Origin of the sequence: Lentilactobacillus sp. TOM.63 (assembly GCF_030361045.1) — a bacterium.
GTDB classification, from domain to species: domain Bacteria; phylum Bacillota; class Bacilli; order Lactobacillales; family Lactobacillaceae; genus Lentilactobacillus; species Lentilactobacillus dabitei.
Window position 1 is genome coordinate 1 of sequence record NZ_JAUCAP010000026.1, and the last position, 24,136, is coordinate 24,136.

Below are 24,136 nucleotides of genomic sequence, written 5' to 3' on the forward strand. Positions count from 1 at the left end.
TTATTCTAACGAGAAACAAAAAATCTGTCATCAGTAATAGATAAAATCTATTACCAACAACAGATATTGTAGAACCGTTAAATGGCCGGGATCAGCCGTTTGGCGCAGCTTTTATCCAAGTGGCTAGGGTGATCTAAATGAATGATCATCAATTGAAATTTAATAGATGTCTCGGCCTCGGTCATTTTCTGGGATCAAATCGCCTTTCGTCCCAATCTTATCGATTACTTTGCTTCAAATGCCACTTTTTCAATTTCCGGGAATAAGTCGTATAAATATTTCACCGGATCTTGGTCACCAATTTTGTTAGAATAAACCACTTGGGTGACGTTATCGTATGTCAACATTAATAGTTCTTCGCCATCTTCATCTCGGACCATGTAGTATCTGATCCCCAAGCGAATGGCATGAAAGATTAAACGTTGAGTGGCTACGGTTAGATTGGCCATGGCAGGTAACAGCGTGGGATTGTTCAGCCGCAAAGCTTTCCATTTCTTCGCGATGTTCACACCAAATGCCATTAAACTATGGTCCTTAATATGGGGCAGGAGCATTGCTGACGCCGTGAGTTCCGGGTGGGTAATCACTTCACTGAAATCATCCAATGCCTGTAATTGTTCAGAGTGGGCGTGCAAAGATTTAGCCATGGCAAGTAGCTCATCAAATATTTTGATGCCTTCAGCCATTTTGAAAGTTGGTTGGTCAGGCGCTTCCAGGGCAACTTGATTATTATCATCAAATGACTGGGCAAGATCTTGTTTCAGGTTAGTCGGGTCAACCGGCGTCACTAGCATATACATCAAGAAAAATTTGAGAAAATACATTGCATGGCGGCTGATACCGTTGGGCGTGAAGGGAGTATTGTCAAGGATCCGTAGTTCAAGGTAAGAAACACCTTTTGTCCGATAATCCTTTAAGTTGCCTTGCCCCCGAAAGCGAACCGGCCCGTAAAATTCCATCGGCGAGTATAGACGGCCATCATCAACGGCTTTGGTGATGGTATCAATGTAATGGTTGAGGCTGGAATACATGGTTGTGTCGACGTGATCTTCCGGATTATTCACATAGCCGTAAATGCTGTTTCGAATGCTCCGGACAGGGTGATCCACCAACGTTGGCACGACATCGTTTAGATAGCCTTTTTCGGTAATTGGGCTTGCTCCAAACAGGTATGTAATCAGCCAGCGATGAAGCACAATGTTTTGAGCTAATTGTAAATACAAAGCATTTTTAAATTCGACCAAACTTTTAAATTGGTCTTCGTAATGGGTGTAGAGACGATTGACGACGGGTTCCGAGATACTAAAATTAACGTGAACGCCTGTGACAATCTTGTGGGAAACCCCATATTTTTCTGTGAGATAATCACGATATTTTTGATAGGCTGGGCGGCCAAAGTGAGCTTTGATAAAATCAGTGTCCTCACTGGTCAAGGCAGGTGGCATACTTAATGGCCAAATGTATTCCTCATCGGCGATTGATCGATAAAGAACTGTTTGTAACGTGTCAAGTTGGTTGAGAACACCGCCGATATTGGGATTTGGATCGGTAATCAGTTCGTTCATTGATTCCGAGAAGTCGGACTGCAGGTAGGGATGGTACTTTCTGGACCCCAGATTGTCGGGGTAAGGCAGTTGGCTTAACTTTCCTTTGCTGTCAATTCGGTGTTCCTCAACTTCGACGCCAACCAAACTATGATAAAGTTGCTCGGCGACGCCCTCTTCTTTAATGTATGCGAGTAAATTTTTAAGCATCATTAGTCTCCCAACCAGATTAATTTACTCATAATTATAACCAAGTTTGACTCAAATGGTAGTGCTAGACACCAATTCGCTTAAATCTTCGCGATTTCGTAAACTTTTTCGAGATCTGCGACTTGCTTTCCGTATTTAAATCATAGAAGGTGATGAAATGATAGTAGCAATGAGTCATAATCAATTGGTGTCAGCAACTTCGGTTGGCAATTATGATCAAGGGGACCTTATCTGCCCGTGTTGCCGACAACCAGTGATTTATAAGCATGGACAATATCGAATTCCCCACTTTAGCCATAAATCCAAGCTAGACTGCGTTGGCTTTAGTGAGAATGAAAGTCAGACACATTTGAAAGGGAAGTTGATGTTTAAGCAGCAGGTCGAAGCAATAGGGCATCTGGTTGAAATTGAGGCAACCATGATGTCGATTGAACAGCGCGCAGATGTTTTTTTACCGAACGATCAATTAGTGCTCGAGTACCAATGCAGTCCAATTTCGTTTTCGGAAATCGCCCGGCGGACCCGGAATTACCGGTCCCTCGGCTATGATGTGATTTGGATTCTTGGCGATCGCCGGCGAACTGGAATATTACGTTCAGAGGCGGTTGCCAAGTTTGCCAGGTTCCACCCGCAATTAGGCTTTTACATCATATTTTATTCCGTTGCCAATAATCAGTTCTGGTTATATTTTCAGTTGCGTGAATTGGCAGGTAAAATTGTGAGTCAGGCCCGAAACTTTTCGACGCTGGCTGCAATTTTGAAATTCGTGCAGAGTTACCAACAACCGGCAACACCCGCAATTTCACTCAATAAGAATCGAACATCCCTGTTAAATCAATTGAAACGGATTCAACAAAGTATTGTGCTCAAAAACAATACTTACCGGGATATGGTGACAAAGTGTTATGAAAGTGGCCGAATATTTGTCGGCTGCCCGATGATTTGCCACAGCAAGCAGGGGATGGGGGTGCCACTTTTTAAGCGAACGATTCTCTGTTGGAAAGTGTGGCTGGTATTACAATTGTTTGAATCGGGGCAATCTGACGTCTCCAATGATCAGTTGAATGACCTATTTGTCCAGTCAGTAAAATTATTTGGCCGCCAAATGGCCCAAGTGGATAATTACGTCCGCTTTTTTCAAATTGAATTCACTAATTTTATTATTGCATTACGGACACAAGGGTATGTCCGGCATACGATTGATGGGATTAAAATTGTCCGTCAGCCCGAATGGTTCTCTGGATATGACCAAAAACGGCGCTTTATCATGACGAGCGGCCATTTAATGTGATAACCTTGAAATAATCGAATGTTTAAAGGAGAGTGAAAGGATCACATGGCTAATACGCAAAAATTACCTCTCAGAAAAGATGTCCCAGAGAAATTAACTTGGGACTTAACCACTGTTTACAAAACGGATGCTGATTTTGAAAAAGACTTTTCAGCCGTTCAAGACCAATTACCAGTGATTGCGCAACTTGCTGGAAGCCTTGAAAATGGTGCTGACGCGCTATTGAAGGCGACTAGTTTTTATCTGGATTTGAACCGAAAGTTGGAAAAGGTGTATGTCTATGCCCAGCTGAAAAATGATCAAGATACCAGTGAAACCAAATACCAAGCAATGTTTTCACGGGTTGAATCAATGGTCGCTAAATTTGGCGCAGCGGTTTCATGGTTCGATCCTGAATTATTGACGTTATCTGAAAGTACGATGAAACAGTATTATGATCAGGAACCAAAATTAATCGATTATAAGCGTTTATTTGACCAGACTTTTGAAAAACGTGGTCACATTTTGAGTAACGATGTGGAGAAAGTCCTCGCCGGTGCCAGCGATATTTTTTCGGCTGGTGAAAAAACGTTTGGCATTCTTGATAATACTGATTTGCCGTTCCCCGTTGTGACGGATGATAATGGCAATCAGGTTCAGTTATCCCAAGGCGTTTATGGCATTCTCTTGGAATCAACCAGTCAAGATGTTCGCAAGCAGGCCTTTAAAAAATTGTACGAGGTTTATGGTCAATTTCAGCACACGCTGGCTGCAACTTTGACCACAAACGTTAAGAACCATAACTTCAAGGCCCAAGTACGAAAATACAGCAGTGCTCTCGAAGCTGCGCTGGCTGCCAATGAAGTGTCAACCAACGTCTATCAAAATCTGATTGACGTGGTGAATAACCATTTGGACTTGCTGCATCGCTACATAGTGTTACGCAAACGGATTCTGGATTTAGATGACTTGCATATGTATGATCTGTATACCTCATTGGTGGGCAAGAAGTCACCCAAGTACACGTTTGACCGCTCCAAAGAGATTGCTTTGGATGCACTGCAGGTGATGGGACCGGATTATGTGAGCCATGTGAGGGAAGAATTTGATCATCGCTGGATTGATGTGGTTGAAAATCAGTTCAAACGATCTGGTGGTTATTCCTCTGGCACATACGATACCAACCCGTTCATTTTATTGAATTGGAAGGATAATCTGGATAATTTGTATACGTTGATTCATGAAACCGGCCATAGTATGCACAGTTACTATTCCGCTCACAATCAGCCTTACCAGTATGGGGACTATTCGATTTTTGTGGCTGAGATTGCCTCAACGACCAATGAAAATATTTTGACGGATTATTTGCTGGATCAATTTAAAGATGACCCGGAAATGAAGAAGATTGTCCTGAACTATTATCTTGATGGCTTCAAGGGAACGGTCTTTCGGCAGACCCAATTTGCGGAGTTTGAACAATATATTCACGAACAGGATGCCAAAGGCCAACCACTAACGGCTGACTTCATGGATAACTATTATCGGGACTTGAATCATAAATATTATGGGGATGCGGTTATTTCGGACGATGAAATCGGTTTGGAATGGTCACGGATTCCGCATTTCTATTACAACTTTTATGTTTATCAGTATGCGACAGGATTCGCGGCAGCTTCAACGTTAGCCGATGGCATCGTTCATGGCACCAAAGATAGCGTTGAAAAATATTTGAACTTCCTAAAATCTGGGAGTTCGGATATCCCAACCAACGTGATGAAGAAGGCAGGCGTGGATATGACGAAGCCAGATTATCTTGAACATGCGTTTGAAATTTTTGAGCAGAGATTGGATCAGTTTGAGAAGTTGACAATGAAATAAGGTGAGGTGTCATTAGCACCGCTTAGACGAAGCCGAAACAGCGATTACTCATAATAAAGGCCTACCGTCAGTCACTCAAAATGAGGATGACTGATGGTAGGCCTTTATGTAATTGCGGCAACTTGGTGGTCACTGCATCGTTATCTTAAGCTCACAAACTGCACGACCGTTGCATCCGAGTGCGCTGGTTTTGCAAGTTCTTCGAAGTGCTTTGCGGAGCTGATACTGCGGGAACAGAAATTATACAATGAATTATAGTCATAATCTTTAATTAAGAGACCATTGTTATCAACAGCCGAGTTAAACAGCACCGTACTTGATGGTGTCTTGACGGACATTTCGTTGGCCACTCGCTGATCGGAACGGAACATTTTCTCAGCTAAGCTTGAACGGCGGTCTTCGCGAAACATATCACAATCCAGACCATTTTTTTCCGCTAATTCTAAAGCCAAATCGTCACAATAGTCGGCTGAATTATCAAGAATCTCATGTTGGAGATCCATTAAAAATTCCCGACCGTAACGTTTGCCTTGAAATGAAGCAGCCTTGGTATCCAAAATCATTTTAAAAGGCAGATCGTGATCAAGCACGTTGGGATCATGTTTGGATGTCAGGTCGTGTAGAATCTTGAGGTTTAACATCGATAAGAATCTCACCGAGACATTTGATTTAAGCTGTTGCGAAATTTTATTGATTACTTTTTCGGCGTCATAACAATGTCGATTTAGCGGATCAATAAATAAATATATCTCTAACACAATATTGCCCTCCAGTTTTTAACCGACAATTTTAAGTAATATACTAATTATTTACTTAACTAAGAATACCAAATTTTCAAGTAAAAACAACATATTTGCTCACAAAGACACGTTAGAATCTTTGGAAAGGGGGTGGAAGTATGGTAAAATTAACTTCAGTTTGATTTTAACTGGATAAGGTGCTCACTCGAGCATGATAGAATGGAAGTGTTAGCTTGGTTGAAAATTGGGATAATTTTTTGATACCTTACAAACAAGCTGTAGATGAGTTGAAAGTAAAACTGCGTGGAATTAGAGCGCAGTTCTTAAAAATTGATGGGCGCAGTCCAATTGAGTTTGTGACTGGGCGGGTTAAACCCGTTGATAGTATTAAAGAAAAAATGGTCAGACGCCATATTTCGGAGAATCGTTTGGAAGAAGATATGGAAGATATTGCTGGCCTGCGGATTATGTGCCAGTTTGTTGAAGATATCTATCAAGTTGTTGATTTGTTGAGAAAACGGACCGACATTAATATTCTAGAAGAACGTGACTATGTCCACAATAAAAAGCCAAGTGGTTATCGTTCTTACCACATCATTTTTGAATACCCGGTTCAGATGTTGTCAGGCGAAAAAGTGATTTTAGCTGAAATTCAAGTCAGAACTTTGGCGATGAACTTCTGGGCAACTGTCGAGCATTCACTGAATTACAAATACCAAGGCGAATTTCCAGATGACTTGAAAGTTCGTTTAAAGCGCTCCGCAGAGGCTGCGTTTAAATTGGATGAAGAGATGTCTGAAATTCGAGATGAGCTTCAAGAAACCAATAACAAGTCATCAGGCGGCAAATTGAGGAAGTCTTCAGATGAAAATAGCGATTTACAGTAATCTCGGAGAGTCGTCGAACAACGTGGCAACCTCCTTAAAACAAGAAATTGACCAGTCTCAGTCACTGAGTGTGGATGGCTTGAACCCCGAAATGGTGATTTCCGTTGGCGGGGATGGGACTTTATTGTCCGCCTTTCACCATTATCAAGATATCAGCGACCGGATCCGAATGGTCGGCATTCATACCGGGCATCTAGGTTTTTATACCGACTGGCGGGATTATGAAGTCAGCGAATTGGTTGATAGTTTGGAGCATGACAACGGTCAAGGTGTGACCTATCCGTTGCTTGATATTCGCGTGAATTACGTGACTGGCGGGCTTGCCGATGTCGGCTTGGCCTTGAATGAATCGACGCTTAAGCAGATTAACGGGACTATGGTGGCTGATCTCTATATTAAAAATCAATTGTTCGAGAGTTTTCGGGGGGATGGCCTGTGTGTTTCAACGCCCAGCGGCTCAACCGCTTATAATAAATCAGTCGGCGGAGCGATTATTAACCCACTCCTCAACGCCATTCAGGTGGCTGAAATTTCTTCGATCAATAACCGGGTCTTTCGAACATTGGGATCACCGCTGATTATTGCTCCTGATGAGTGGATTAAGGTTGTTTTGAAGTCTTCGGGCCAAACAATTTTGACATGTGATCATCAGGTGATTTCCACTGAACCGATTGCCTCAATCGAATACCGAATTTCCAAGCGGCGAATTGCGTTTGCTCAGTATCGGCACACCCAATTTTGGCGACGGGTCAGCAACTCCTTCATTGGTCGGGCAAAAGCCGATGACTGAGTTTACTTGGCAATATCAAGGGGATAGCCCAATTAAAGTTCGGACGTTCATCATGGGGTATGGGATTACGCGAACCTTACTCAAGAAGATCAAGTATCATGGCGGTCAAACTTTGGTTAATGGCCAAGCATCGCTGGTGAACCGAATGTTGGCCAAGAACGATGTGGTGACGGTTATTTTACCGCCAGAGCCTGAAAACGATCACGTCAACACCTCGCAGGTGCCGATCAGGATTGTCCATGAAGACCCTAATTTTCTCGTGGTTGATAAGCCGGCCGGCGTTGCTTCAGTCCCATCGCATGGTTATGTGCAAGATACGTTAGTGAACCGCGTGAAGGGTTATTACCAACGAAAAGGGTACGCCAACCAGAAAATTCACATTGTGACCCGCTTGGATAAAGACACCAGCGGCTTGGTGATTTTTGCCAAGCACCATTTTGCTCATTCGGTTTTAGATAAGCAGTTGAAAGATCGAACTATTCAGAAAGCTTATTTGGCAATTGCAGCTGGTAAAATTTCTCCCAACCATTTTGAAATTTACCTGCCAATTGGTCGTGATGAAGCCTCGTTTGTCAAACGACAAGTTGTCGACTCCGGTAAGATGTCGATTACTGAGGGATGGGTCGTGGATCGGATGCCCAAGCAAACTTTGGTCCGGCTTCAGTTGCACACGGGTAGAACCCATCAGATTCGGGTACACTTAGGTGCGCTAGGCCACCCATTAATTGGTGACTGGCTTTACAACCCAGATGATCATTCAATGGCTCGCCAAGCATTGCACTGCTACCACTTGGAATTTTATGATCCATTCAATGATCGCCAAATTAGTTGTACATCATCGCTTCCTGGTGATATGAAAAGTTTTATTACGTTAAATCGATTTTAATTACAAATAAAAAATTGAGCTTCCACCGTCATTTTGTTGAATCGTGAGGTGGGGGCTCTTAGTTTGCTGTTTGTGATATAATTAACTGGTTTAGGAGAGGGCCTTCGCGTGAAAAAAATCGAATTCGGAACACAATTTGTCACCCAAAATATCAACATCTTTCGCTGCCCAATTTGCGACCAACCATTCCAGCAGGTTGAAGGCACGACTTTGCAATGTCCAAATGGTCATGGCTTTGATATTTCTAAAAAGGGCACCCTGTATTTTCTCACACATCATTCCAATAATGAATACGATTCTGAGATGTTGACTGCCCGCAATCGGATCCTTCGAGCAGGGTTGTTTGACCCAATTATCAAAGCAATTTATGAGCGACTGGACAGCTCTCCTGAAACCATTTTAGACGTTGGCTGCGGGGAAGGGACCCCATTGGCTAAGCTGATGAAGTTACGTCAGGCTCAGGATGTGGCAGTTGGCTTTGACATCTCAAAAGATGGGATTAACTTAGCGACCCAACATGGGGCGGATGCATTTTTTTGTGTTGCAGATTTGGCTCACTTGCCGTTTAATGACGATGCCTTCAGCATGGTGATCGACTTATTTTCACCCTCGGCGTACGATGAGTTTAATCGGGTAATCAAACCAGGTGGGCAATTGATTAAGATTATCCCCAACAGTCACTACCTTCATGAATTGCGGGAATTGCTATTTGGCGCGGATCAGCCCAACAGTTCATATTCGAATCAAAAAGTTTACGATCTCTTTTTCGAACATTATCCTGACGCCACCGTGCACCAGTTGCGTTATTCCTTTCAGATTCCAGCCGGGTTGCAGCGCTCACTGATGATCATGACCCCACTTCATTGGGGGAAAAATCAGAATACGGATGCAGCCCGATTAGTCGAAAATATGAAGTCAGTGACGGTTGATGTTTCAATTTTAACTCAGCAATTTAATTAATTTCGGAGGACAACATGACAAATCACATTGTATTATTTGAACCATTAATGCCGGCCAACACCGGTAATATTGCCCGGACCTGTGCAGGGACGGACACCGTTTTAGATTTAATTGAACCACTCGGGTTTAGCATTGATGACAAGCACCTGAAGCGAGCTGGATTGGATTACTGGAATAAAGTTCAAATCAATTATCACGAGAATTTACCGGCATTTTTGGCGACCGTCAAGGATCCTAAAAACCTGTTTTTGGTTTCTAAATTTGCAAACCAGGATTATACCGATCCTGATTATTCCGATTCCAGTCAAGATTATTACCTGTTGTTTGGCAAAGAAACCACGGGCCTACCGGAACCATTCATGCGTCAGAATCCTGAAAAGGCGATTCGCATCCCTCAAGATGATGACCATATTCGGGCACTTAATCTCTCAAACACCTGTGCCATCGTCATTTATGAAGTGTTGCGGCAACAAGAGTTTAATCACCTTGAACGGACTCACAAGTATGAACATGACAAGTTAAAATAAAGGCAAGCACCAGTCATTCTTGAAGAAGGGAGGAATGCCACGTATGGCGACAAAACGAACACGTCGGAAAACAACTAGCAAACCGCGAAAGACCAGTACCAAGCAGCAGGGCTTTTTAGCTAAGTATTCAAGCAATCTCTGTGGGGCGGTAATGGCAATTCTGGCATTGTTGGGCCTGTTTCATGCGGGAATTGTTGGTGTCTTGGTCATTAATTTGGTCCGGATCTTGATTGGCAGCTTGTATCCTGTTGGGCTCATTGGGATGATTGCTGCCGGATTTTGGCTGGCTGGCTTTTCGAAGTTACCAAAGATTAAGCCTCGATATTGGATCGGGACGATGCTGTTGGTCATTGGAATCTTGCTGTGGCTGACTTTGGTTGAATATATCCAAACGGCCCAGCCAGTTAATTTCATCACCGCCAACTGGGGAAAATTAACCGATGACATGGCTTCTGCTAATACTACTTCCAATATTGGCGGTGGTATCATCGCCACTTGCATTTTTGATGTTTGCCATATTCTTTTGGGCAAAATTGGAACTGGCATCATTGCGAGTTTGATTGCCCTTTCTGGTATCTTTGTTTTATTTGACATTTCGTTTGGTAAATTATTTGTTGGCCTGCATAAGGGACTGCTCGTTTGCAAGGACGCTGTTTCGACCGTGGCAGGTAAAGTAAGGGCAATGCAGGCCAAACCGGCTAAACAACAACCCGCTTCTACTGAACAAATGGATGTTAAGCCGACGGATGCCGAAAAGGGTCTGACTGAGTCTGATCAGGCTGAACTCAAAAAGTTCTCGACTTCTGCCATTACCATTTCTGGGATGCCGGTTTCAAAACAAACGATGCCTGATCCGGAAGGCCAATCCTCCAAAGTGCCTGAAAAGGATGAGGTTGAACCAAAGTCTGATACTGACTTGGTCGATGTTCAAGAGGATGATTCGTATAAGCTGCCAACAAAAGAGTTGCTGACAGAAATTCCCCAAGGCGATCAATCAAGTGAGCTTAAGTCAATTGATCATAATGCCAAGGTGCTCCAAAAGACTTTGGACAGTTTCGGTGTGAAAGCAGAAATTAAGCATGTTAGTTTAGGCCCGTCTGTCACCAAATATGAATTGCACCCAGACATCGGGGTTAAAGTGAGCCGTATTGTGAATTTATCGGATGATATTGCCTTGGCTCTGGCGGCCAAAGATATCCGAATTGAAGCCCCGATTCCCGGTAAGTCACTCATTGGAATTGAAGTGCCAAATAAGAAAATTGCCACAGTTTCCTTTCGGGACGTAGTCGAACACCAACCAGATAATCATGGGCATCTGCTGCAGGTACCACTTGGCAAGGACGTTAATGGGAATGTGATCACGGCTGATTTAACCAAGATGCCGCATTTACTGATTGCCGGTTCAACCGGAAGTGGGAAATCCGTTGCGATTAACGGGATTATCACAAGCATTTTGCTCAATGCCAAGCCCAGTCAGGTAAAATTGATGCTGATTGATCCCAAAAAAGTTGAATTGGGTGTTTATAATGGCATCCCGCACTTGCTGAGCCCAGTGGTTTCTGAACCTAAGAAAGCGGCCAGAGCGCTTCAAAAAGTTGTTTCTGAAATGGAAAATCGTTACGAGTTGTTCGCAAAATTTGGGCAACGAAAAATCAGCACCTATAACGATTTTGTGGCCAAAAACAATCAAGAGAATGACACTAAAATTCAACCAATGCCTTATATCGTGGTAATTGTGGATGAATTAGCCGACTTGATGATGACCGTTTCAAACGATGTTGAAGCGGCAATTATCCGTTTGGCTCAAATGGGCCGAGCTGCTGGAATCCATATGATTTTAGCAACTCAACGACCATCCGTTGATGTAATTACCGGCTTGATCAAAGCGAATGTGCCGTCAAGAATTGCGTTTGCGGTATCAAGCGGGATCGATTCACGGACAATCATCGACACGAACGGGGCTGAGAAACTGCTGGGACGTGGCGATATGCTATTCTTACCAATCGACTCAAATACGCCGATTCGCGTTCAGGGGGCCTTTATTCCTGATCAGGATGTTGCTAAAGTGGTTAAGTTCATTACTGACCAACAATCAGCGGATTATGATGAATCGATGATGGTTAGCGATGAGGAGATTAAGCAAGAAGATCAGGCCGATTCGGAAGATGAATTATTCCAAGATGCTTTGGATTTTGTGGTTGACCAGCAAAAAGCCAGCACGTCATTATTGCAACGGCACTTTAGAATTGGATATAACCGGGCTGCAAGGTTAATCGATGATTTGCAAAACAAGGGCTATATTGGTCCCCAAGATGGGTCACGGCCGCGGCAGGTTTATAAAGAGAAGCAGTCTTAGCTTGAGACAGAAAAAAGGCTGGGACAAATTTAATTGTCTCCAGCCTGCGGCCTTATTCGACTGTTAAAACGGGCCCTGAAAAGCCATCATCTGGGAATCTGCCTCTCTAAACACACGCCAAAATCAGGAGTGGCTTGGAAAAGTTCAACTCGCTAATGGGTTCAGGGCTTTTGGACCAGTACCGTTCTATACAAATGTCATGATTGCCGAAATAACCAGTGAACCAATCGTTGCGATAATCATAATCCAAACAAAAACTAATGTAATCTTTTGAAATCGAGTTCTCTTTTTACGCGCCAATATTTGCACCACTTTCTCAATATATTCCATAAACAGTTTAACTATCATTATGATTCAATGCAATACGTTTTGTCAAAGTCAGGAGGGTTGGACCATGCACTTGTATCCGTGGATGACTGCTATCATCACGTTTCTGCTTCAATTTGTCATCTTAATTTTGATTGCCGGTTTTATTCGGGCACTGAAGAAAAGCGCCCCCTTTAAATCCCATATCAAAATTGCCCCACTGGATCTTTGGCCGCCTGTATTATTAGTTTTCATTCATCAGATAAGCCGAAACAGCCTTGCGGAATCCTATATTCCAGAAGTGGTCATCGTCTGGCTCAGCCTGTGCTTAATGATACTGTTATGGAAGATCTTTACTGATGAGACGTTAACTTACAAAAAATTCTTTGTCTTTTTCTGGCGATTTAGTGATTTGCTTTTATTTTTGTGTTGGATTGTGGTGGGATTCTATATTATCATCGAAAAATTTTAACTTAATTTTTAAAATCATTTTTATCGGGATGAACAACGGCTTTTCGAAGCGGTTGTTCTTTTTTTGACTAAAAATGGGGAAAAGTCCCCATCTGTCATAATCTTTGATGGATCAAGGAATTGAGCCCTTAATTGAAAGCATTAAATCACTACATAACATTATTTTTACAAAAATAGAGGGCTTGTGGTTGATAGTGGGGAATTGTGGTAGAATGTGATTGCGAGTTGAAAAAAGGGGGATAATTCTATGTTCATGGGCGAATATCAACATAATATTGACGCCAAAGGACGAATTATTATCCCCGCAAAATTTCGTCAAGACCTCGGTGACAAATTTGTTGTGACCCGAGGGATGGACGGATGCCTATTTGGTTATCCAATGGTTGAATGGGAAAAGATTCAGGATAAAATCGACAATCTGCCAGTCAACAAGAAGGATGCCCGATACTTTACCAGGTTTTTCTTCTCGGCGGCAGTTGAGTGCGAATTTGATAAACAGGGGCGAATCAATATTCCCAATGTATTAAGGGAATACGCCCAGATTGAGAAAAAATGTGTGGTCGTCGGCGTTTCAAATCGGTTTGAAATTTGGAGTGATGACCGCTGGAACGATTTCAGTAGCGATGCTGAAAAGAACTTTAATGAAATTGCGGAAAATATGATTGATTTTTAACAAGCATCATAAACTAATAGCGAATGAGGGGGCGGCCTGATGCCAAAATTTGAACATGTAACCGTTTTACTTAATGAAGCGGTCGCGGGTTTGAACATTAATCCGGCCGGTACATATGTTGATGCAACACTGGGTGGTGGAGGCCATTCCACCAAAATATTAGAACAACTCACAAGTGGGCATCTTTACGCTTTTGATCAGGACGAAGAAGCGATTGCCTACAATGAAAAGCACCTTAAGAAATTTATTGCTGCCAACAAATTAACATTAGTTCATGATAATTTCAGGCATTTGACTGCCGCCCTCCAAGAACTCGGAGTCACAGAAATTGACGGCATTGTGTACGACCTAGGGGTTTCCTCACCGCAATTTGATGAAGCTGGTCGCGGCTTTAGTTACCGATTCAATGCCCGGCTGGATATGCGGATGGATCAAAACAATCCAGTGGATGCGTGGAAAGTCGTGAACGAATGGCCATATGAAAAATTAGTTCGGATATTTTATCGCTACGGCGAAGAACGGTTTTCAAAACAAATTGCCAGACTGATTGAAAAAAGACGAGAGAGCCAGCCGATTGATACGACGGACGACTTGGTCGAAGTGATCAAGGAGGCAATCCCCGCTGCAGCTCGTCGCCATGGCGGCCATCCAGCCAAGAAAGTCTTTCAAGCAATTCGGATCGCGGTGAACGATGAACTGTCTGCGTTGGAAGATTCGTTGGAACAGGCAATTGATCTGCTGGCTGTTGGTGGCCGAATTAGTGTGATTACCTTCCAATCATTAGAGGACCGGCTGGTTAAGACCATGTTTCGGGAGAAGACATCCTTGCCTGAATTACCGCCGAACTTACCGATTATTCCAGAAGGTATTAAGCCCAAATATAAAAGCATTACGCGAAAGCCAATTATCCCAAGTGAGTCTGAGCTAGAAGAGAATCACCGTTCTCACAGTGCAAAATTAAGGATAATTGAGCGAATCAAAAAATAAACTAAAGGAAGAATACATAATTATGGCACAAAATAATTTAGCTCGTAATATTGCTGAAGAACCAAAGACTTACGTTTCGTCGCCGGAACAGACACCCGATGAAGTTGTCACTAAACAGGTTCGTGTCGCCACTAAGCTCAAAATTTCGCCTTTTGAAAAGCTACTGATTGTGAGTGGCAGTGTCATCTTAACTGTGTTAATGTTATTAGTTGTATCGTCAAAAATTGCTTTGTCGAATGCTCAACACCAGCTCCAGCATGTTGACACTCAAATTGTCAATGTACGTAACGATAATACGAATTTGAATCAACAAATTGGTGAGCTTCAGAGCAGCAGCCGGTTAGAAAAGGTTGCCAAGCAGGGTAATATGTCACTTAAAAACGCTAATATAAGGAATGTTACCAAATGAAAGGTTCATCTAACCATTCCGCAGGTAAAAAGGGCGACACTTGGAATCGAAGGATAGTGGGAAAGTTTCTCCTTCTTTTTTTTGTGAGCGTGTTCGTCCTTTTATCAACGCGGCTTCTCGTTATTGCAGTTGGCAAAAATGTTAAGAATGTTAATCTTAACGAACAGGCCCAAAAGCTCTATACCCAGACCCAGACCCTTAAAGCTAGGCGTGGGACTATTTATGATGCTGATGGGAACCCAATTGCAGAGGATACAAGTACATATTCGCTCTATGCCGTCTTGGATAAAAGCCAGCGCGGTTTAAATGACAAGCCACTTTATGTGGTGAATAAGGACAAGACTGCAAGGATTTTGGCCAAATACTTACCAATTTCTGAGAAGAAAGCCTTGAAAATTCTATCTCCAAAAAATAAACAACCTTTTCAGGTTGAGTTCGGTAGTGCTGGAACCAATATTTCCTTGATTACCAAGAAGAAGATCGAAGCAGAACATCTTCCCGGAATCGATTTTGTCCAGCAGCAAGCCCGACTCTATCCAAACGGGGTCTTTTCGTCTAATCTGATTGGGGTCGCAACTTCTCAAAACAACAAAAAAACCGGTGGCACAAATCTTGTTGGCCAAATGGGAATTGAGAAGGCTTTTAACAAAGTACTGGCCGGCAAGAATGGGTATAAAGATGCCCAATACGATGTCTATGGTTATAAACTGCCAGGTAGAAAGCAGAAAGAAAAACGGGTCCAAAATGGCGATAATATTTACACAAACATTGATTCCCGAATTCAAACGCTGCTTGAAAGTGAAATGAATTCAGTGGCCTCCCAAGTTCATCCAGCGGGGATGAATGCTGTCCTGATGGACGCTAAGACTGGTAAAATCGTCGCCGCTTCTCAACGGCCGACGTTTAATGCGTCGACTCTCAAGGGGATTAACAAGGCTTGGACCAACACGCTCACTGCTGATACGTATGAACCTGGTTCAACGATGAAGGTGTTTACACTCTCAGCTGCGATTAACTCCGGGCACTTCAACGGAAGTGAAACATACGAATCCGGTCGTTATTCAATTGACGGCAAGATTGTTCCTGATTGGGATCCAGCTGGTTGGGGCTACATTACATTCAACAAGGGGTTTGCCCTTTCAAGTAACGTTGCCATGGCTCACCTTGAACAGCAAATGGGGTCAAAGACTTGGAAAAAGTACATTCAACGTTTTGGCTTCTTGAAGTCAACTAATTCTGGCCTACCTGGAGAATTAAGTGGTCGGATTCAATTCAATTATCCAATTGAACAGGCTGATACGTCGTTTGGTCAAGGGATTGAAGTCACGACCATGCAGATGATGCAGGCATTAACTGCTGTTTCAAATAATGGTACAATGGTGAAGCCGTACTTTATTTCAAAAATAACTGATTCCGGCAATGGTAAGACGATCAAAAAGTATGGCAAAAAAGTCGTTGGGCATCCAATCAGTGCCGAAACAGCCAAAAAGGTCCGTAAACACATGCAGGATGTGGTTTATAAGAGTTACGGAATTGGTCAAGATTATAAAATCAAAGGTTATCGAATTGCTGCTAAAACTGGGACAGCTCAAGTTAGTAACGGATATGGGGGCTATGCTTCCGGTGATGATAGCTACTTGTACTCTGTTGCTGGAATGGTACCGGCAAATAATCCGCGGTACGTGATGTTTATCACGATGAAGCAACCGCAACTCACTGGAACCAAAACTGCCACCCAATTATTGGCAGAAATCTTTAAACCAGTGATTACCAGAGCTTTGCAAAACTCGAACACCAAGCAATCTGCGGTTAAAAAGACAATGCCTTCCGTTCTATACAACACAACGGTGCAAGCTAAACGAGCTTTGAATGAGAAAGGGTTCGATGTTGTGACAATTGGAAGTGGCAGCACGGTGACCAAGCAATCGCCAGTGGCTGGTGAAAAGATTAATGAACAAAACCGCGTCTTCATTTTGACTAACGGTGGTTGGAAGATGCCAAGAATTATTGGCTGGAGTAAGGCTGACGTTCAGAAGCTCTGTAAACTGACTGGGATGAAATTGCAGTCAACTGGAACGGGCTACGCTAACAGCCAAAGCATTAATTTCTCTCAATCAATTAATGGAAAAGAAACACTAAAAGTAAATTTTGAATAGTTTAAGGATGGGTTAACGGGATAATGATTAATTGGGCGATACCTTTATTAAGTGGATTTATAATTACGGCTTTGTTTATGCCAAGCCTAATCAAGTACTTTAGAAGCAAGCATGAGGGTCAAATGATTCGAGAAGAAGGTCCGACTTGGCACGAGAAAAAGTCGGGAACCCCCACCATGGGTGGTATTCTGTTTATCATTGCGACCATTTTAACTGATTTGGTATTTGGCTGGACTCAACACATTTTAAATCCGACTCTGTTAATCTTACTGTTTGTTTTGATTGCCTATGGATTAATTGGTATGTGGGACGACAGTATCAAGTTATTTAAGCGTCAGAATGAAGGCTTGAAAGCTTGGCAGAAATTTTTAGGTCAAATTGTGGCCGCAATTGTCTTTTCGTTGGTTTATCTTCATGAAGGCTTTCCGATGGCATTCAAAATTCCGTTTGCCCACGATTTAAGTGTGTCATACTGGTACATTCTGTTCATTGTTTTTTGGTTGGTTGGCTTTTCAAATGCTGTCAACCTGACCGATGGCTTGGATGGGTTGGTTGCTGGTCTCGGCATCATTTCTTTTGGAGCTTATGGCATCATTGCATTGTACCAGCACCAAGTACAGGTGGCTGTCTTCTGTTTCACCATTGTCGGTGGTCTGTTAGGCTTCTTTATCTTTAATCACAAACCAGCAAAGATTTTCATGGGGGATATGGGTTCTTTGGCACTTGGGGCTGCACTTGCCTGTGTGTCGATCCTGGTTCACCATGAATTCTCATTGCTCATTATCGGAATCATTTATGTAGGTGAGACAGCTAGCGTTATGATTCAAGTGGCCTCTTTCAGGCTCACCGGCAAACGGGTTTTCAAGATGACACCGATTCATCACCATTTTGAAATGCTCGGCTGGAATGAGTGGAAGATCGACATTGTATTTTGGTCGATTGCCTTGATTGCAGCAGCTGCAAGTATCATAACGATTGTTTAAAGGTTGGAACAAAACGGCTGTTTTGTATCCAGCCTCTTTGACTATACTGAAATAACTTTGAATGAGGGAATTGACGATGAAATCTATTGATGATTATAAAAATAAAAAAGTATTAGTATTGGGTGCCGGTAAAAGTGGCACTCACGCAGCAGAAACCATGCAGGAACTCGGGGCAACAGTGACGTTGAGCGATTCCAAGCCAGCAAGTGAGTTGCCCGAAGTTAAAGAGCTCAATGACCGTGGGATTGAAACGCTCACTGGTGAACAGCCCGCAGATATTTTGGATCGTGGCTTTGATCTGATGGTTAAGAATCCGGGTATCCCTTATGACAACCCGGTTGTAAACTCGGCCGTTAATCACCATTTACCAATCATCACTGAAGTTGAATTAGCCGCCCAGATTACAGATGCCGAAATTGTGGGGGTTACTGGAAGTAATGGTAAAACGACGACGGTGACGATGATCACCAAGATTTTGAATGAAGAACGCCAAAAGGGTCAAGCCTACGCTGCCGGAAATATTGGTATTTCCGCGACTGAGACTGCTAAAAAGGCAACTGCCGATGATACAATTGTGATGGAATTATCCAGCTTTATGTTGCTGGGAATTAAAAATCTCCATCCCCACGTGGCCGTTTTGACCAATATCTTCTCTAATCACTTGGATTACCATAAGACCCGGGAAAATTACGTGAATGCCAAGATGCGGATCACGATGAATCAGACCCCGGAAGATTTCTTCGTGGTAAATTTTGATTCCGACGAGTGGCGTCAATTAAGCCATCGCAGTCAAGCTGAGGTTGTTCCCTTTGCCCGAACCAGCGAAATTGATCACGGGGCATACGAAAAGAACGGTAAGCTGTATTACAACGACGAATTCATTATGAATGCTGACGACATCAAAGTTCCCGGTAAACAAAATGTTGAAAATGCGCTGGCTGCTATTGCCACCGCCAAAGTGTTGGGTAAATCAAATTTGGCAATTACCAATGTTTTGGAAACATTTACGGGGGTTCGTCATCGCTGCCAATTTGTTCTTGAAGCGAATGGTCGCCGCTTTTACAACGATTCTAAGGCAACTGATATTGAGGCAACCCAAATGGCCCTTGAAGGCTTTGATAAGCCAGTTATCTTACTCGCTGGTGGGTTGGATCGAGGCTATACCTTTGATAAATTGATCCCTCAATTTAAAGAACATGTCAAAGCTGCTGTTTTATTTGGTGAGACTGCTGATTTATTGGAAGCTTCACTTCAAAAGGCAGGGGTTGAACATATCCAAAAGGTAGATAACCTTGACGAAGCTGTTCCAGCAGCTTATGCGGACAGTGATGAAGGTGATATTGTTTTGCTATCGCCAGCCAATGCCAGTTGGGATCAGTTCAAGACTTTTGAACAACGAGGCGATCAATTTATCAAAGATGTTGAGAAGTTGACGCACAAGCAGGAGGGACATTAATGCGATTAATCATTTCTGGTGGCGGAACTGGCGGCCATATTTATCCAGCCCTAGCGATCATCGAGGACCTAATGAAACAAGAGCCTGATTCAGAAGTCCTTTATGTCGGTTCCAGACGGGGCCTCGAAAGTTCGATTGTGCCTAAACAGGGCATTAAGTTTGTCGAATTGGAGATTCAAGGATTTAAGCGATCCCTTTCACTTGAGAATTTCAAGACGGTTGCTCTTTTTCTAAAAAGTGTTCATACCTCTAAAAAAATCATTAAAGATTTTAAACCAGACGTGGTGATCGGCACTGGCGGCTACGTTTCTGGGGCAGTGGTTTATGCAGCTGCCAAAGCCCATATTCCAACGATCATTCATGAGCAAAATAGTGCTGTTGGCCTTACCAACAAGTTTTTAAGCCGTTACGTTGATAAAATTGCGATTGGGTTCCATGAAGCAGCTGACCAATTTCCAAAAGAGAAAGTGGTCTTTGCCGGCAATCCTCGCGCTCAACAAGTTGCTAATATGCATAGTGACTTTAAGTGGTCTGAAATTGGCATGCAAGACGATGTGCCAACCGTTCTCATCTTCGGTGGCAGCCAGGGTGCTCCGGCAATTAACAATGCCGTCATCGAAGCCATCAGTGAATTTAACAAGCGCCGCTATCAAGTTGTGTTTGTCACTGGCCAGAAACGGTATGATTCTGTTATTGAGCAGCTCGACAAAGTCCGAATCAGCGATAATATCAAAATTCTGCCTTACATAGATAATATGCCCAAGGTGCTGCCCCGGGTGTCCTTGATTGTGGGGCGTTCAGGGGCAACCAGCATTGCCGAAATTACGGCCTTGGGGATCCCAGCTGTCTTGATTCCCAGCCCATATGTGACTGCCGATCACCAAACAAAGAATACCATGAGCCTGGTTAATCGCGGGGCTGCGTTGATGATTAAGCAGGATGAACTAAATGGTCAAAGTTTAGTTAAATCTGTCGATCAATTGATGCATGATTCAGCGGAACGTGAGAAAATGTCAGTTGATTCAAAGAAATTGGGAGTCGTTGATTCGGCTGACAAGATTTTAAATCTTGCAAGATCCATTAGTCGTTAATAAGTTGCTGGGGGTAGATATCGGTGGGCCAAAGAAGTGACATTCCAGAATCTGAAAAGGGACTTTTTCACCGTTATCAGATTCGAAATTTGAAAAAGATGTGGCCGTTGATTATATTAACGATCACCATCATTGGGTGTATGGCATTCCTGATATCGCCATACAGCAAAGTAAAGTCCGTTGATATCTCCGGCAATGAGATTATCAGTGTGAAGCAGATTAAGCATTATTCGCCAGTCAAAAAAGGCACCTCATTATTCTCTGTTTGGGGAAAGCAGAAGAAGTTGGCTAAACGCTTGAAACAGCGCAGTCAGCGGATGCAATCCGTGAAGGTCAAACTCGTTAATTTCAATCAAGTTAAAATTAAGGTTGAAGAGTATCCCACAATCGGGTATCTTTATGATCACAGAGGGTATGAGCCAATCCTTCAAAGTGGTGTCATCATCAAGACCAAAGTGTTGAATCCGCGCGATGGGTTCCCGGTACTTAAGAAGTTTCATGATCCTAAGAAACTTAAGCGAACCATTAAGCAGTATCGGCGGATTAATCCACCAGTTAGGGCCGTGATTAACACGATCAGTTATTCACCAACGAAAAGCAATCCGGACCGGATCTTTTTGCAAATGACGGATGGTAACAAAGTGTACGCTTCCATTAGTAGTTTTGGTGACAAAATGGACTATTATCCAAGCATTAATTCAAAGCGCAAGGTTAAGAGTATTATCAATATGGAAGTTGGTGCGTATTCATATCCAATTACAAAAAAACAATCGGCTGTGAATACAAGTGTGGCGCAGGGTTATTAGGGTCAATTAATCTTTTTCCATGGTTATGATTGTGTTAAACTTATGTTATGTTCAGAAAATATTCTAGATGTGGAGGTTCCTTACATATATGGATAATTCGGGTTTATATGTGGGACTTGATATAGGAACTACCTCAATAAAGGTAATTGTTGCAGAAAAAGTCAAAGGGCAATTGAACGTTATTGGTGTGGGGAATCAGCCTTCTAACGGATTGAGTCGTGGTGTGATCGTTGATATTGATCAGGCTGCTGAAGCAATCAGAAGTGCTGTAAATCAAGCTCAAGAAAAAGCAAGTATTGAAATTAAAGACGTTATTGTCAGTGTTCCGGCCAACATGCTCAAGATCGAACCATGTAATGGGTTAATCACCCTCGATGATCAATCACGAGAGATTACCGAAGAAGACGTGAGAAACGTGGCGGCTTCTGCCTTGGGTACCAGTCTACCTACAGAACGGGAAATTATTGACATCCAACCGGAAGAGTTCATTGTCGATGGATTCGATGGCATTAAAGATCCACGGGGAATGGTGGGCGTCCGGCTCGAAATGCGCGGGAAGCTGATCAGTGGATCTAAGGGAATTATGCACAATTTACAAAAAGCGGTTGAAAAAGCCGGCTTAAATATTATGTCCACCGTATTAACACCCTTGGCCGAGAGCCACGAGTTGTTGAATGATGGCGAACAGGACTTTGGGACAATCATTGTCGATCTTGGTGGCGGCCAGACAACTGCTTCTGTCATCCACGATCACCAACTGAAGTACGCCACAACCGATCCTGAGGGTGGTGCCTATATTACCAAAGACATTTCAATTGTTCTCAACACATCGATGAATAGTGCTGAAAAGATTAAACGAGACTACGGTTATGCGGATTCATTACAGGCGTCTGCCGATAATGAATTTCCAGTTGAAGTTGTTGGCCAATCTGAGCCAACCTACATTGACGAACGATATCTGGCTGAGATCATTGAAGCACGGTTAAGTCAAATCTTTGATAGAATTAAGGACCATCTCAATCAGATTCAGGCATTGGATTTACCAGGGGGCATTGTTCTGACAGGTGGTGTGGCTGCTCTTCCAGGAATTGCCGAATTAGCCGCTGATCAGTTCAATACGAACGTCAGAGTCTATATTCCTGATCAAATGGGATTGCGACATCCATCGTTTACCGCCGCATTATCACTGGTGTCATATTTTGCTGATTTACCTGACGTCGATATGATTGTTAGGTCAGCCGTTGGTGCCACGTTAACCAAGGTTCCAAAGCTATCCAGTTCTCAAGATGTCCAAGTCCCTGTGTCTGAGAAATCAGCAAAGCCCAAACGACAAACACAGAAGAAAAAACGTGGCGAAGGAATCAAGAATTTCTTTAGCGATTTCTTTGATTAATAAGGCACTTTACGGAGGTAAAAATAATTATGGAGTACTCATTAGATTCCACCGATAGTCACGGTGCAAATATTAAAGTTATCGGAGTTGGCGGTGGCGGAAGCAATGCCGTGAACACGATGATTAATGCAGACGTTAAGGGTGTTGAGTTCATTGTTGCCAACACCGATGTTCAAGCTTTAGCAACTTCTAAAGCAGAGACCAGAATTCAACTTGGCCCGAAATTGACCCGCGGACTTGGTGCAGGTTCCAACCCTGACGTTGGGGCTAAAGCCGCGGAAGAAAGTGAAGAAGCCATTACTGAAGCCCTTGAAGGCGCAGACATGGTCTTCGTAACTGCAGGAATGGGTGGTGGTACTGGTAACGGTGCTGCTCCGATTGTTGCTAAGATCGCCAAAGACCAAGGTGCGTTGACGGTTGGCGTTGTAACCAAACCGTTTAGCTTTGAAGGCCCTCGCCGAGTTAAATACGCAGATCAAGGGGTAGCTCAACTCAAGGAAAATGTTGATACGTTAATTGTCATCTCTAATAATCAATTGCTTGAAATGGTTGATAAAAAGACGCCAATGATGGATGCCTTCAAGGAAGCAGATAACGTGCTTCGCCAAGGTGTTCAAGGTATCTCGGACCTTATTACCAGCCCAGGTTATGTCAACTTGGATTTTGCCGATGTTAAGACCACTATGCAAGATCAAGGTTCAGCTTTAATGGGAGTTGGTACTGCCAACGGCGAAAACCGGACTGCAGAAGCAACCAAAAAGGCAATTTCTTCACCATTGTTGGAAGTTTCAATTGATGGTGCAGAACAAGTCCTGCTTAACATTACCGGTGGTCCAGACTTGTCATTGTTTGAAGCTCAAGATGCTTCAGATATTGTTTCACAGGCAGCTACCAGCGATGTTAACATCATCTTCGGGACTTCAATTGACGAATCCTTGGGTGATGAAGTTCGGGTTACAGTAATTGCAACTGGAATCGACAAGAAGCGGGCTGACGAAGGCCGATTAGCTTCAAGAAGAACTCGAACTGCTCGACCACAAACCAACAACGTTGCTCGTCCTCACGCAATTGATCGTAATAAATCAAATGCAGGTAGCAGCAAATCCAAATCGACATCTCAAAATGATCCATTGGGTAATTGGGATATTAGAAAACAACCAGCCGCTGCCCGTCCTTCGGTTAGTGAAGATGATGAGTTCAGTGATGTTGAAAAGAAGGATTTTGACCCCTTTCAACCCGATGTAAGTTCTGATGATGCAACTCAACAAGATCAATCTGATGATTCTCAAGACGATATTCCACCATTCTTTAAACACCGTCGTCGTGACAAATAGTTCTGTGTGACCGGTATTTATCG

22 protein-coding genes are annotated in these 24,136 nt (G+C 43.1%); 19 read left to right on the forward strand and 3 right to left on the reverse strand.

All coding sequences use genetic code 11. The features are described 5' to 3' along the window. Nucleotides 1-224 precede the first annotated feature (224 nt). Complete coding sequence (locus tag QUF07_RS06745; protein WP_289427050.1) at nucleotides 225-1,754, reverse strand: gamma-glutamylcysteine synthetase; 1,530 nt, start codon at nucleotides 1,752-1,754, stop codon at nucleotides 225-227. 157 nt (nucleotides 1,755-1,911) lie between these two features. On the opposite strand from QUF07_RS06745, the gene QUF07_RS06750 reads away from it, so the two are divergent. Both QUF07_RS06750 and pepF read left to right on the forward strand, forming a co-directional pair. Continuing rightward, complete coding sequence (locus QUF07_RS06750) at nucleotides 1,912-3,045, forward strand: competence protein CoiA (protein WP_289427051.1); 1,134 nt, start codon at nucleotides 1,912-1,914, stop codon at nucleotides 3,043-3,045. Nucleotides 3,046-3,090: 45 nt separating this feature from the next. Next, nucleotides 3,091-4,902 (forward strand): oligoendopeptidase F, encoded by a 1,812-nt coding sequence (gene pepF / locus QUF07_RS06755; protein WP_289427052.1) that lies wholly within the window; start codon nucleotides 3,091-3,093, stop codon nucleotides 4,900-4,902. Nucleotides 4,903-5,042: 140 nt separating this feature from the next. Here the strand turns inward: pepF and QUF07_RS06760 are convergent, their stop codons facing one another. Next, on the reverse strand, nucleotides 5,043-5,660 hold the full coding sequence (locus QUF07_RS06760) for a DsbA family protein (RefSeq protein ID WP_289427053.1): 618 nt from the start codon (nucleotides 5,658-5,660) through the stop codon (nucleotides 5,043-5,045). Nucleotides 5,661-5,875: 215 nt separating this feature from the next. On the opposite strand from QUF07_RS06760, the gene yjbM reads away from it, so the two are divergent. From yjbM to QUF07_RS06790, 6 genes are all read left to right on the forward strand, one after another. After that, the gene (gene yjbM / locus QUF07_RS06765; protein WP_056980985.1) at nucleotides 5,876-6,529 is read left to right on the forward strand and encodes a GTP diphosphokinase; all 654 of its coding nucleotides are present in this window, start codon (nucleotides 5,876-5,878) and stop codon (nucleotides 6,527-6,529) included. After that, entirely contained in the window at nucleotides 6,507-7,319 is an 813-nt protein-coding gene (locus tag QUF07_RS06770) for an NAD kinase (RefSeq protein WP_289427054.1), read from the forward strand. The genes yjbM and QUF07_RS06770 overlap by 23 nt, the downstream gene beginning before the upstream one ends. Continuing rightward, entirely contained in the window at nucleotides 7,312-8,205 is an 894-nt protein-coding gene (locus QUF07_RS06775) for an RluA family pseudouridine synthase (protein ID WP_217341614.1), read from the forward strand. The genes QUF07_RS06770 and QUF07_RS06775 overlap by 8 nt, the downstream gene beginning before the upstream one ends. A 108-nt stretch (nucleotides 8,206-8,313) precedes the next feature. Next, on the forward strand, nucleotides 8,314-9,165 hold the full coding sequence (locus QUF07_RS06780) for a methyltransferase domain-containing protein (protein ID WP_217164247.1): 852 nt from the start codon (nucleotides 8,314-8,316) through the stop codon (nucleotides 9,163-9,165). A 14-nt stretch (nucleotides 9,166-9,179) separates the two neighbouring features. Beyond that, entirely contained in the window at nucleotides 9,180-9,692 is a 513-nt protein-coding gene (locus tag QUF07_RS06785) for a tRNA (cytidine(34)-2'-O)-methyltransferase (protein ID WP_217164246.1), read from the forward strand. A 43-nt stretch (nucleotides 9,693-9,735) separates the two neighbouring features. After that, entirely contained in the window at nucleotides 9,736-12,048 is a 2,313-nt protein-coding gene (locus QUF07_RS06790; RefSeq protein ID WP_289427055.1) for a DNA translocase FtsK, read from the forward strand. 186 nt (nucleotides 12,049-12,234) lie between these two features. On the opposite strand, the gene QUF07_RS06795 is transcribed toward QUF07_RS06790, so the two are convergent. Beyond that, the gene (locus QUF07_RS06795) at nucleotides 12,235-12,378 is read right to left on the reverse strand and encodes a DUF4044 domain-containing protein (protein WP_225427281.1); all 144 of its coding nucleotides are present in this window, start codon (nucleotides 12,376-12,378) and stop codon (nucleotides 12,235-12,237) included. A gap of 64 nt (nucleotides 12,379-12,442) precedes the next feature. On the opposite strand from QUF07_RS06795, the gene QUF07_RS06800 reads away from it, so the two are divergent. The 11 genes from QUF07_RS06800 (at nucleotide 12,443) to ftsZ (ending at nucleotide 24,113) form a co-directional block, all read left to right on the forward strand. Continuing rightward, the gene (locus QUF07_RS06800) at nucleotides 12,443-12,826 is read left to right on the forward strand and encodes a DUF3397 family protein (protein ID WP_217164243.1); all 384 of its coding nucleotides are present in this window, start codon (nucleotides 12,443-12,445) and stop codon (nucleotides 12,824-12,826) included. A gap of 246 nt (nucleotides 12,827-13,072) precedes the next feature. After that, nucleotides 13,073-13,498, forward strand: coding sequence for a division/cell wall cluster transcriptional repressor MraZ (gene mraZ, locus QUF07_RS06805; protein WP_217161701.1), 426 nt, complete (start codon nucleotides 13,073-13,075; stop codon nucleotides 13,496-13,498). A 39-nt stretch (nucleotides 13,499-13,537) separates the two neighbouring features. After that, nucleotides 13,538-14,485 (forward strand): 16S rRNA (cytosine(1402)-N(4))-methyltransferase RsmH, encoded by a 948-nt coding sequence (gene rsmH / locus QUF07_RS06810; protein WP_217161698.1) that lies wholly within the window; start codon nucleotides 13,538-13,540, stop codon nucleotides 14,483-14,485. A gap of 22 nt (nucleotides 14,486-14,507) precedes the next feature. Further along, a complete protein-coding gene (gene ftsL / locus QUF07_RS06815; RefSeq protein ID WP_217161696.1) occupies nucleotides 14,508-14,894 on the forward strand; it encodes a cell division protein FtsL in 387 nt (128 codons plus the stop codon). Next, nucleotides 14,891-17,050 (forward strand): penicillin-binding transpeptidase domain-containing protein, encoded by a 2,160-nt coding sequence (locus QUF07_RS06820; RefSeq protein ID WP_289427056.1) that lies wholly within the window; start codon nucleotides 14,891-14,893, stop codon nucleotides 17,048-17,050. The genes ftsL and QUF07_RS06820 overlap by 4 nt, the downstream gene beginning before the upstream one ends. A gap of 23 nt (nucleotides 17,051-17,073) precedes the next feature. After that, the gene (gene mraY, locus QUF07_RS06825) at nucleotides 17,074-18,033 is read left to right on the forward strand and encodes a phospho-N-acetylmuramoyl-pentapeptide-transferase (RefSeq protein WP_217161692.1); all 960 of its coding nucleotides are present in this window, start codon (nucleotides 17,074-17,076) and stop codon (nucleotides 18,031-18,033) included. 76 nt (nucleotides 18,034-18,109) lie between these two features. Then, nucleotides 18,110-19,489: a UDP-N-acetylmuramoyl-L-alanine--D-glutamate ligase gene (gene murD, locus QUF07_RS06830; protein WP_217161690.1), complete on the forward strand. Its 1,380-nt coding sequence runs from the start codon at nucleotides 18,110-18,112 to the stop codon at nucleotides 19,487-19,489. Continuing rightward, complete coding sequence (murG, locus tag QUF07_RS06835) at nucleotides 19,489-20,580, forward strand: undecaprenyldiphospho-muramoylpentapeptide beta-N-acetylglucosaminyltransferase (protein WP_217161687.1); 1,092 nt, start codon at nucleotides 19,489-19,491, stop codon at nucleotides 20,578-20,580. Before murD ends, murG begins: the two co-directional genes overlap by 1 nt. 23 nt (nucleotides 20,581-20,603) lie before the next feature. Beyond that, nucleotides 20,604-21,386 (forward strand): cell division protein FtsQ/DivIB, encoded by a 783-nt coding sequence (locus QUF07_RS06840; RefSeq protein ID WP_289427057.1) that lies wholly within the window; start codon nucleotides 20,604-20,606, stop codon nucleotides 21,384-21,386. 88 nt (nucleotides 21,387-21,474) lie between these two features. Then, nucleotides 21,475-22,779, forward strand: coding sequence for a cell division protein FtsA (gene ftsA / locus QUF07_RS06845; protein WP_225427280.1), 1,305 nt, complete (start codon nucleotides 21,475-21,477; stop codon nucleotides 22,777-22,779). A 29-nt stretch (nucleotides 22,780-22,808) separates the two neighbouring features. Further along, a complete protein-coding gene (ftsZ, locus tag QUF07_RS06850) occupies nucleotides 22,809-24,113 on the forward strand; it encodes a cell division protein FtsZ (RefSeq protein ID WP_217161685.1) in 1,305 nt (434 codons plus the stop codon). Nucleotides 24,114-24,136: the final 23 nt, after the last annotated feature.

What these genes read in the sequence shown, in the direction of transcription:
- QUF07_RS06745 (WP_289427050.1), bottom strand. Translation starts at nt 1,754, where the DNA reads ATGCTTAAAAATTTACTCGCATACATTAAAGAAGAGGGCGTCGCCGAG.
- QUF07_RS06750 (WP_289427051.1), top strand. Translation starts at nt 1,912, where the DNA reads ATGATAGTAGCAATGAGTCATAATCAATTGGTGTCAGCAACTTCGGTT.
- pepF (WP_289427052.1), top strand. Translation starts at nt 3,091, where the DNA reads ATGGCTAATACGCAAAAATTACCTCTCAGAAAAGATGTCCCAGAGAAA.
- QUF07_RS06770 (WP_289427054.1), top strand. Translation starts at nt 6,507, where the DNA reads ATGAAAATAGCGATTTACAGTAATCTCGGAGAGTCGTCGAACAACGTG.
- QUF07_RS06775 (WP_217341614.1), top strand. Translation starts at nt 7,312, where the DNA reads ATGACTGAGTTTACTTGGCAATATCAAGGGGATAGCCCAATTAAAGTT.
- QUF07_RS06785 (WP_217164246.1), top strand. Translation starts at nt 9,180, where the DNA reads ATGACAAATCACATTGTATTATTTGAACCATTAATGCCGGCCAACACC.
- QUF07_RS06790 (WP_289427055.1), top strand. Translation starts at nt 9,736, where the DNA reads ATGGCGACAAAACGAACACGTCGGAAAACAACTAGCAAACCGCGAAAG.
- QUF07_RS06795 (WP_225427281.1), bottom strand. Translation starts at nt 12,378, where the DNA reads ATGGAATATATTGAGAAAGTGGTGCAAATATTGGCGCGTAAAAAGAGA.
- QUF07_RS06800 (WP_217164243.1), top strand. Translation starts at nt 12,443, where the DNA reads ATGCACTTGTATCCGTGGATGACTGCTATCATCACGTTTCTGCTTCAA.
- mraZ (WP_217161701.1), top strand. Translation starts at nt 13,073, where the DNA reads ATGTTCATGGGCGAATATCAACATAATATTGACGCCAAAGGACGAATT.
- rsmH (WP_217161698.1), top strand. Translation starts at nt 13,538, where the DNA reads ATGCCAAAATTTGAACATGTAACCGTTTTACTTAATGAAGCGGTCGCG.
- ftsL (WP_217161696.1), top strand. Translation starts at nt 14,508, where the DNA reads ATGGCACAAAATAATTTAGCTCGTAATATTGCTGAAGAACCAAAGACT.
- QUF07_RS06820 (WP_289427056.1), top strand. Translation starts at nt 14,891, where the DNA reads ATGAAAGGTTCATCTAACCATTCCGCAGGTAAAAAGGGCGACACTTGG.
- mraY (WP_217161692.1), top strand. Translation starts at nt 17,074, where the DNA reads ATGATTAATTGGGCGATACCTTTATTAAGTGGATTTATAATTACGGCT.
- murD (WP_217161690.1), top strand. Translation starts at nt 18,110, where the DNA reads ATGAAATCTATTGATGATTATAAAAATAAAAAAGTATTAGTATTGGGT.
- murG (WP_217161687.1), top strand. Translation starts at nt 19,489, where the DNA reads ATGCGATTAATCATTTCTGGTGGCGGAACTGGCGGCCATATTTATCCA.
- ftsA (WP_225427280.1), top strand. Translation starts at nt 21,475, where the DNA reads ATGGATAATTCGGGTTTATATGTGGGACTTGATATAGGAACTACCTCA.
- ftsZ (WP_217161685.1), top strand. Translation starts at nt 22,809, where the DNA reads ATGGAGTACTCATTAGATTCCACCGATAGTCACGGTGCAAATATTAAA.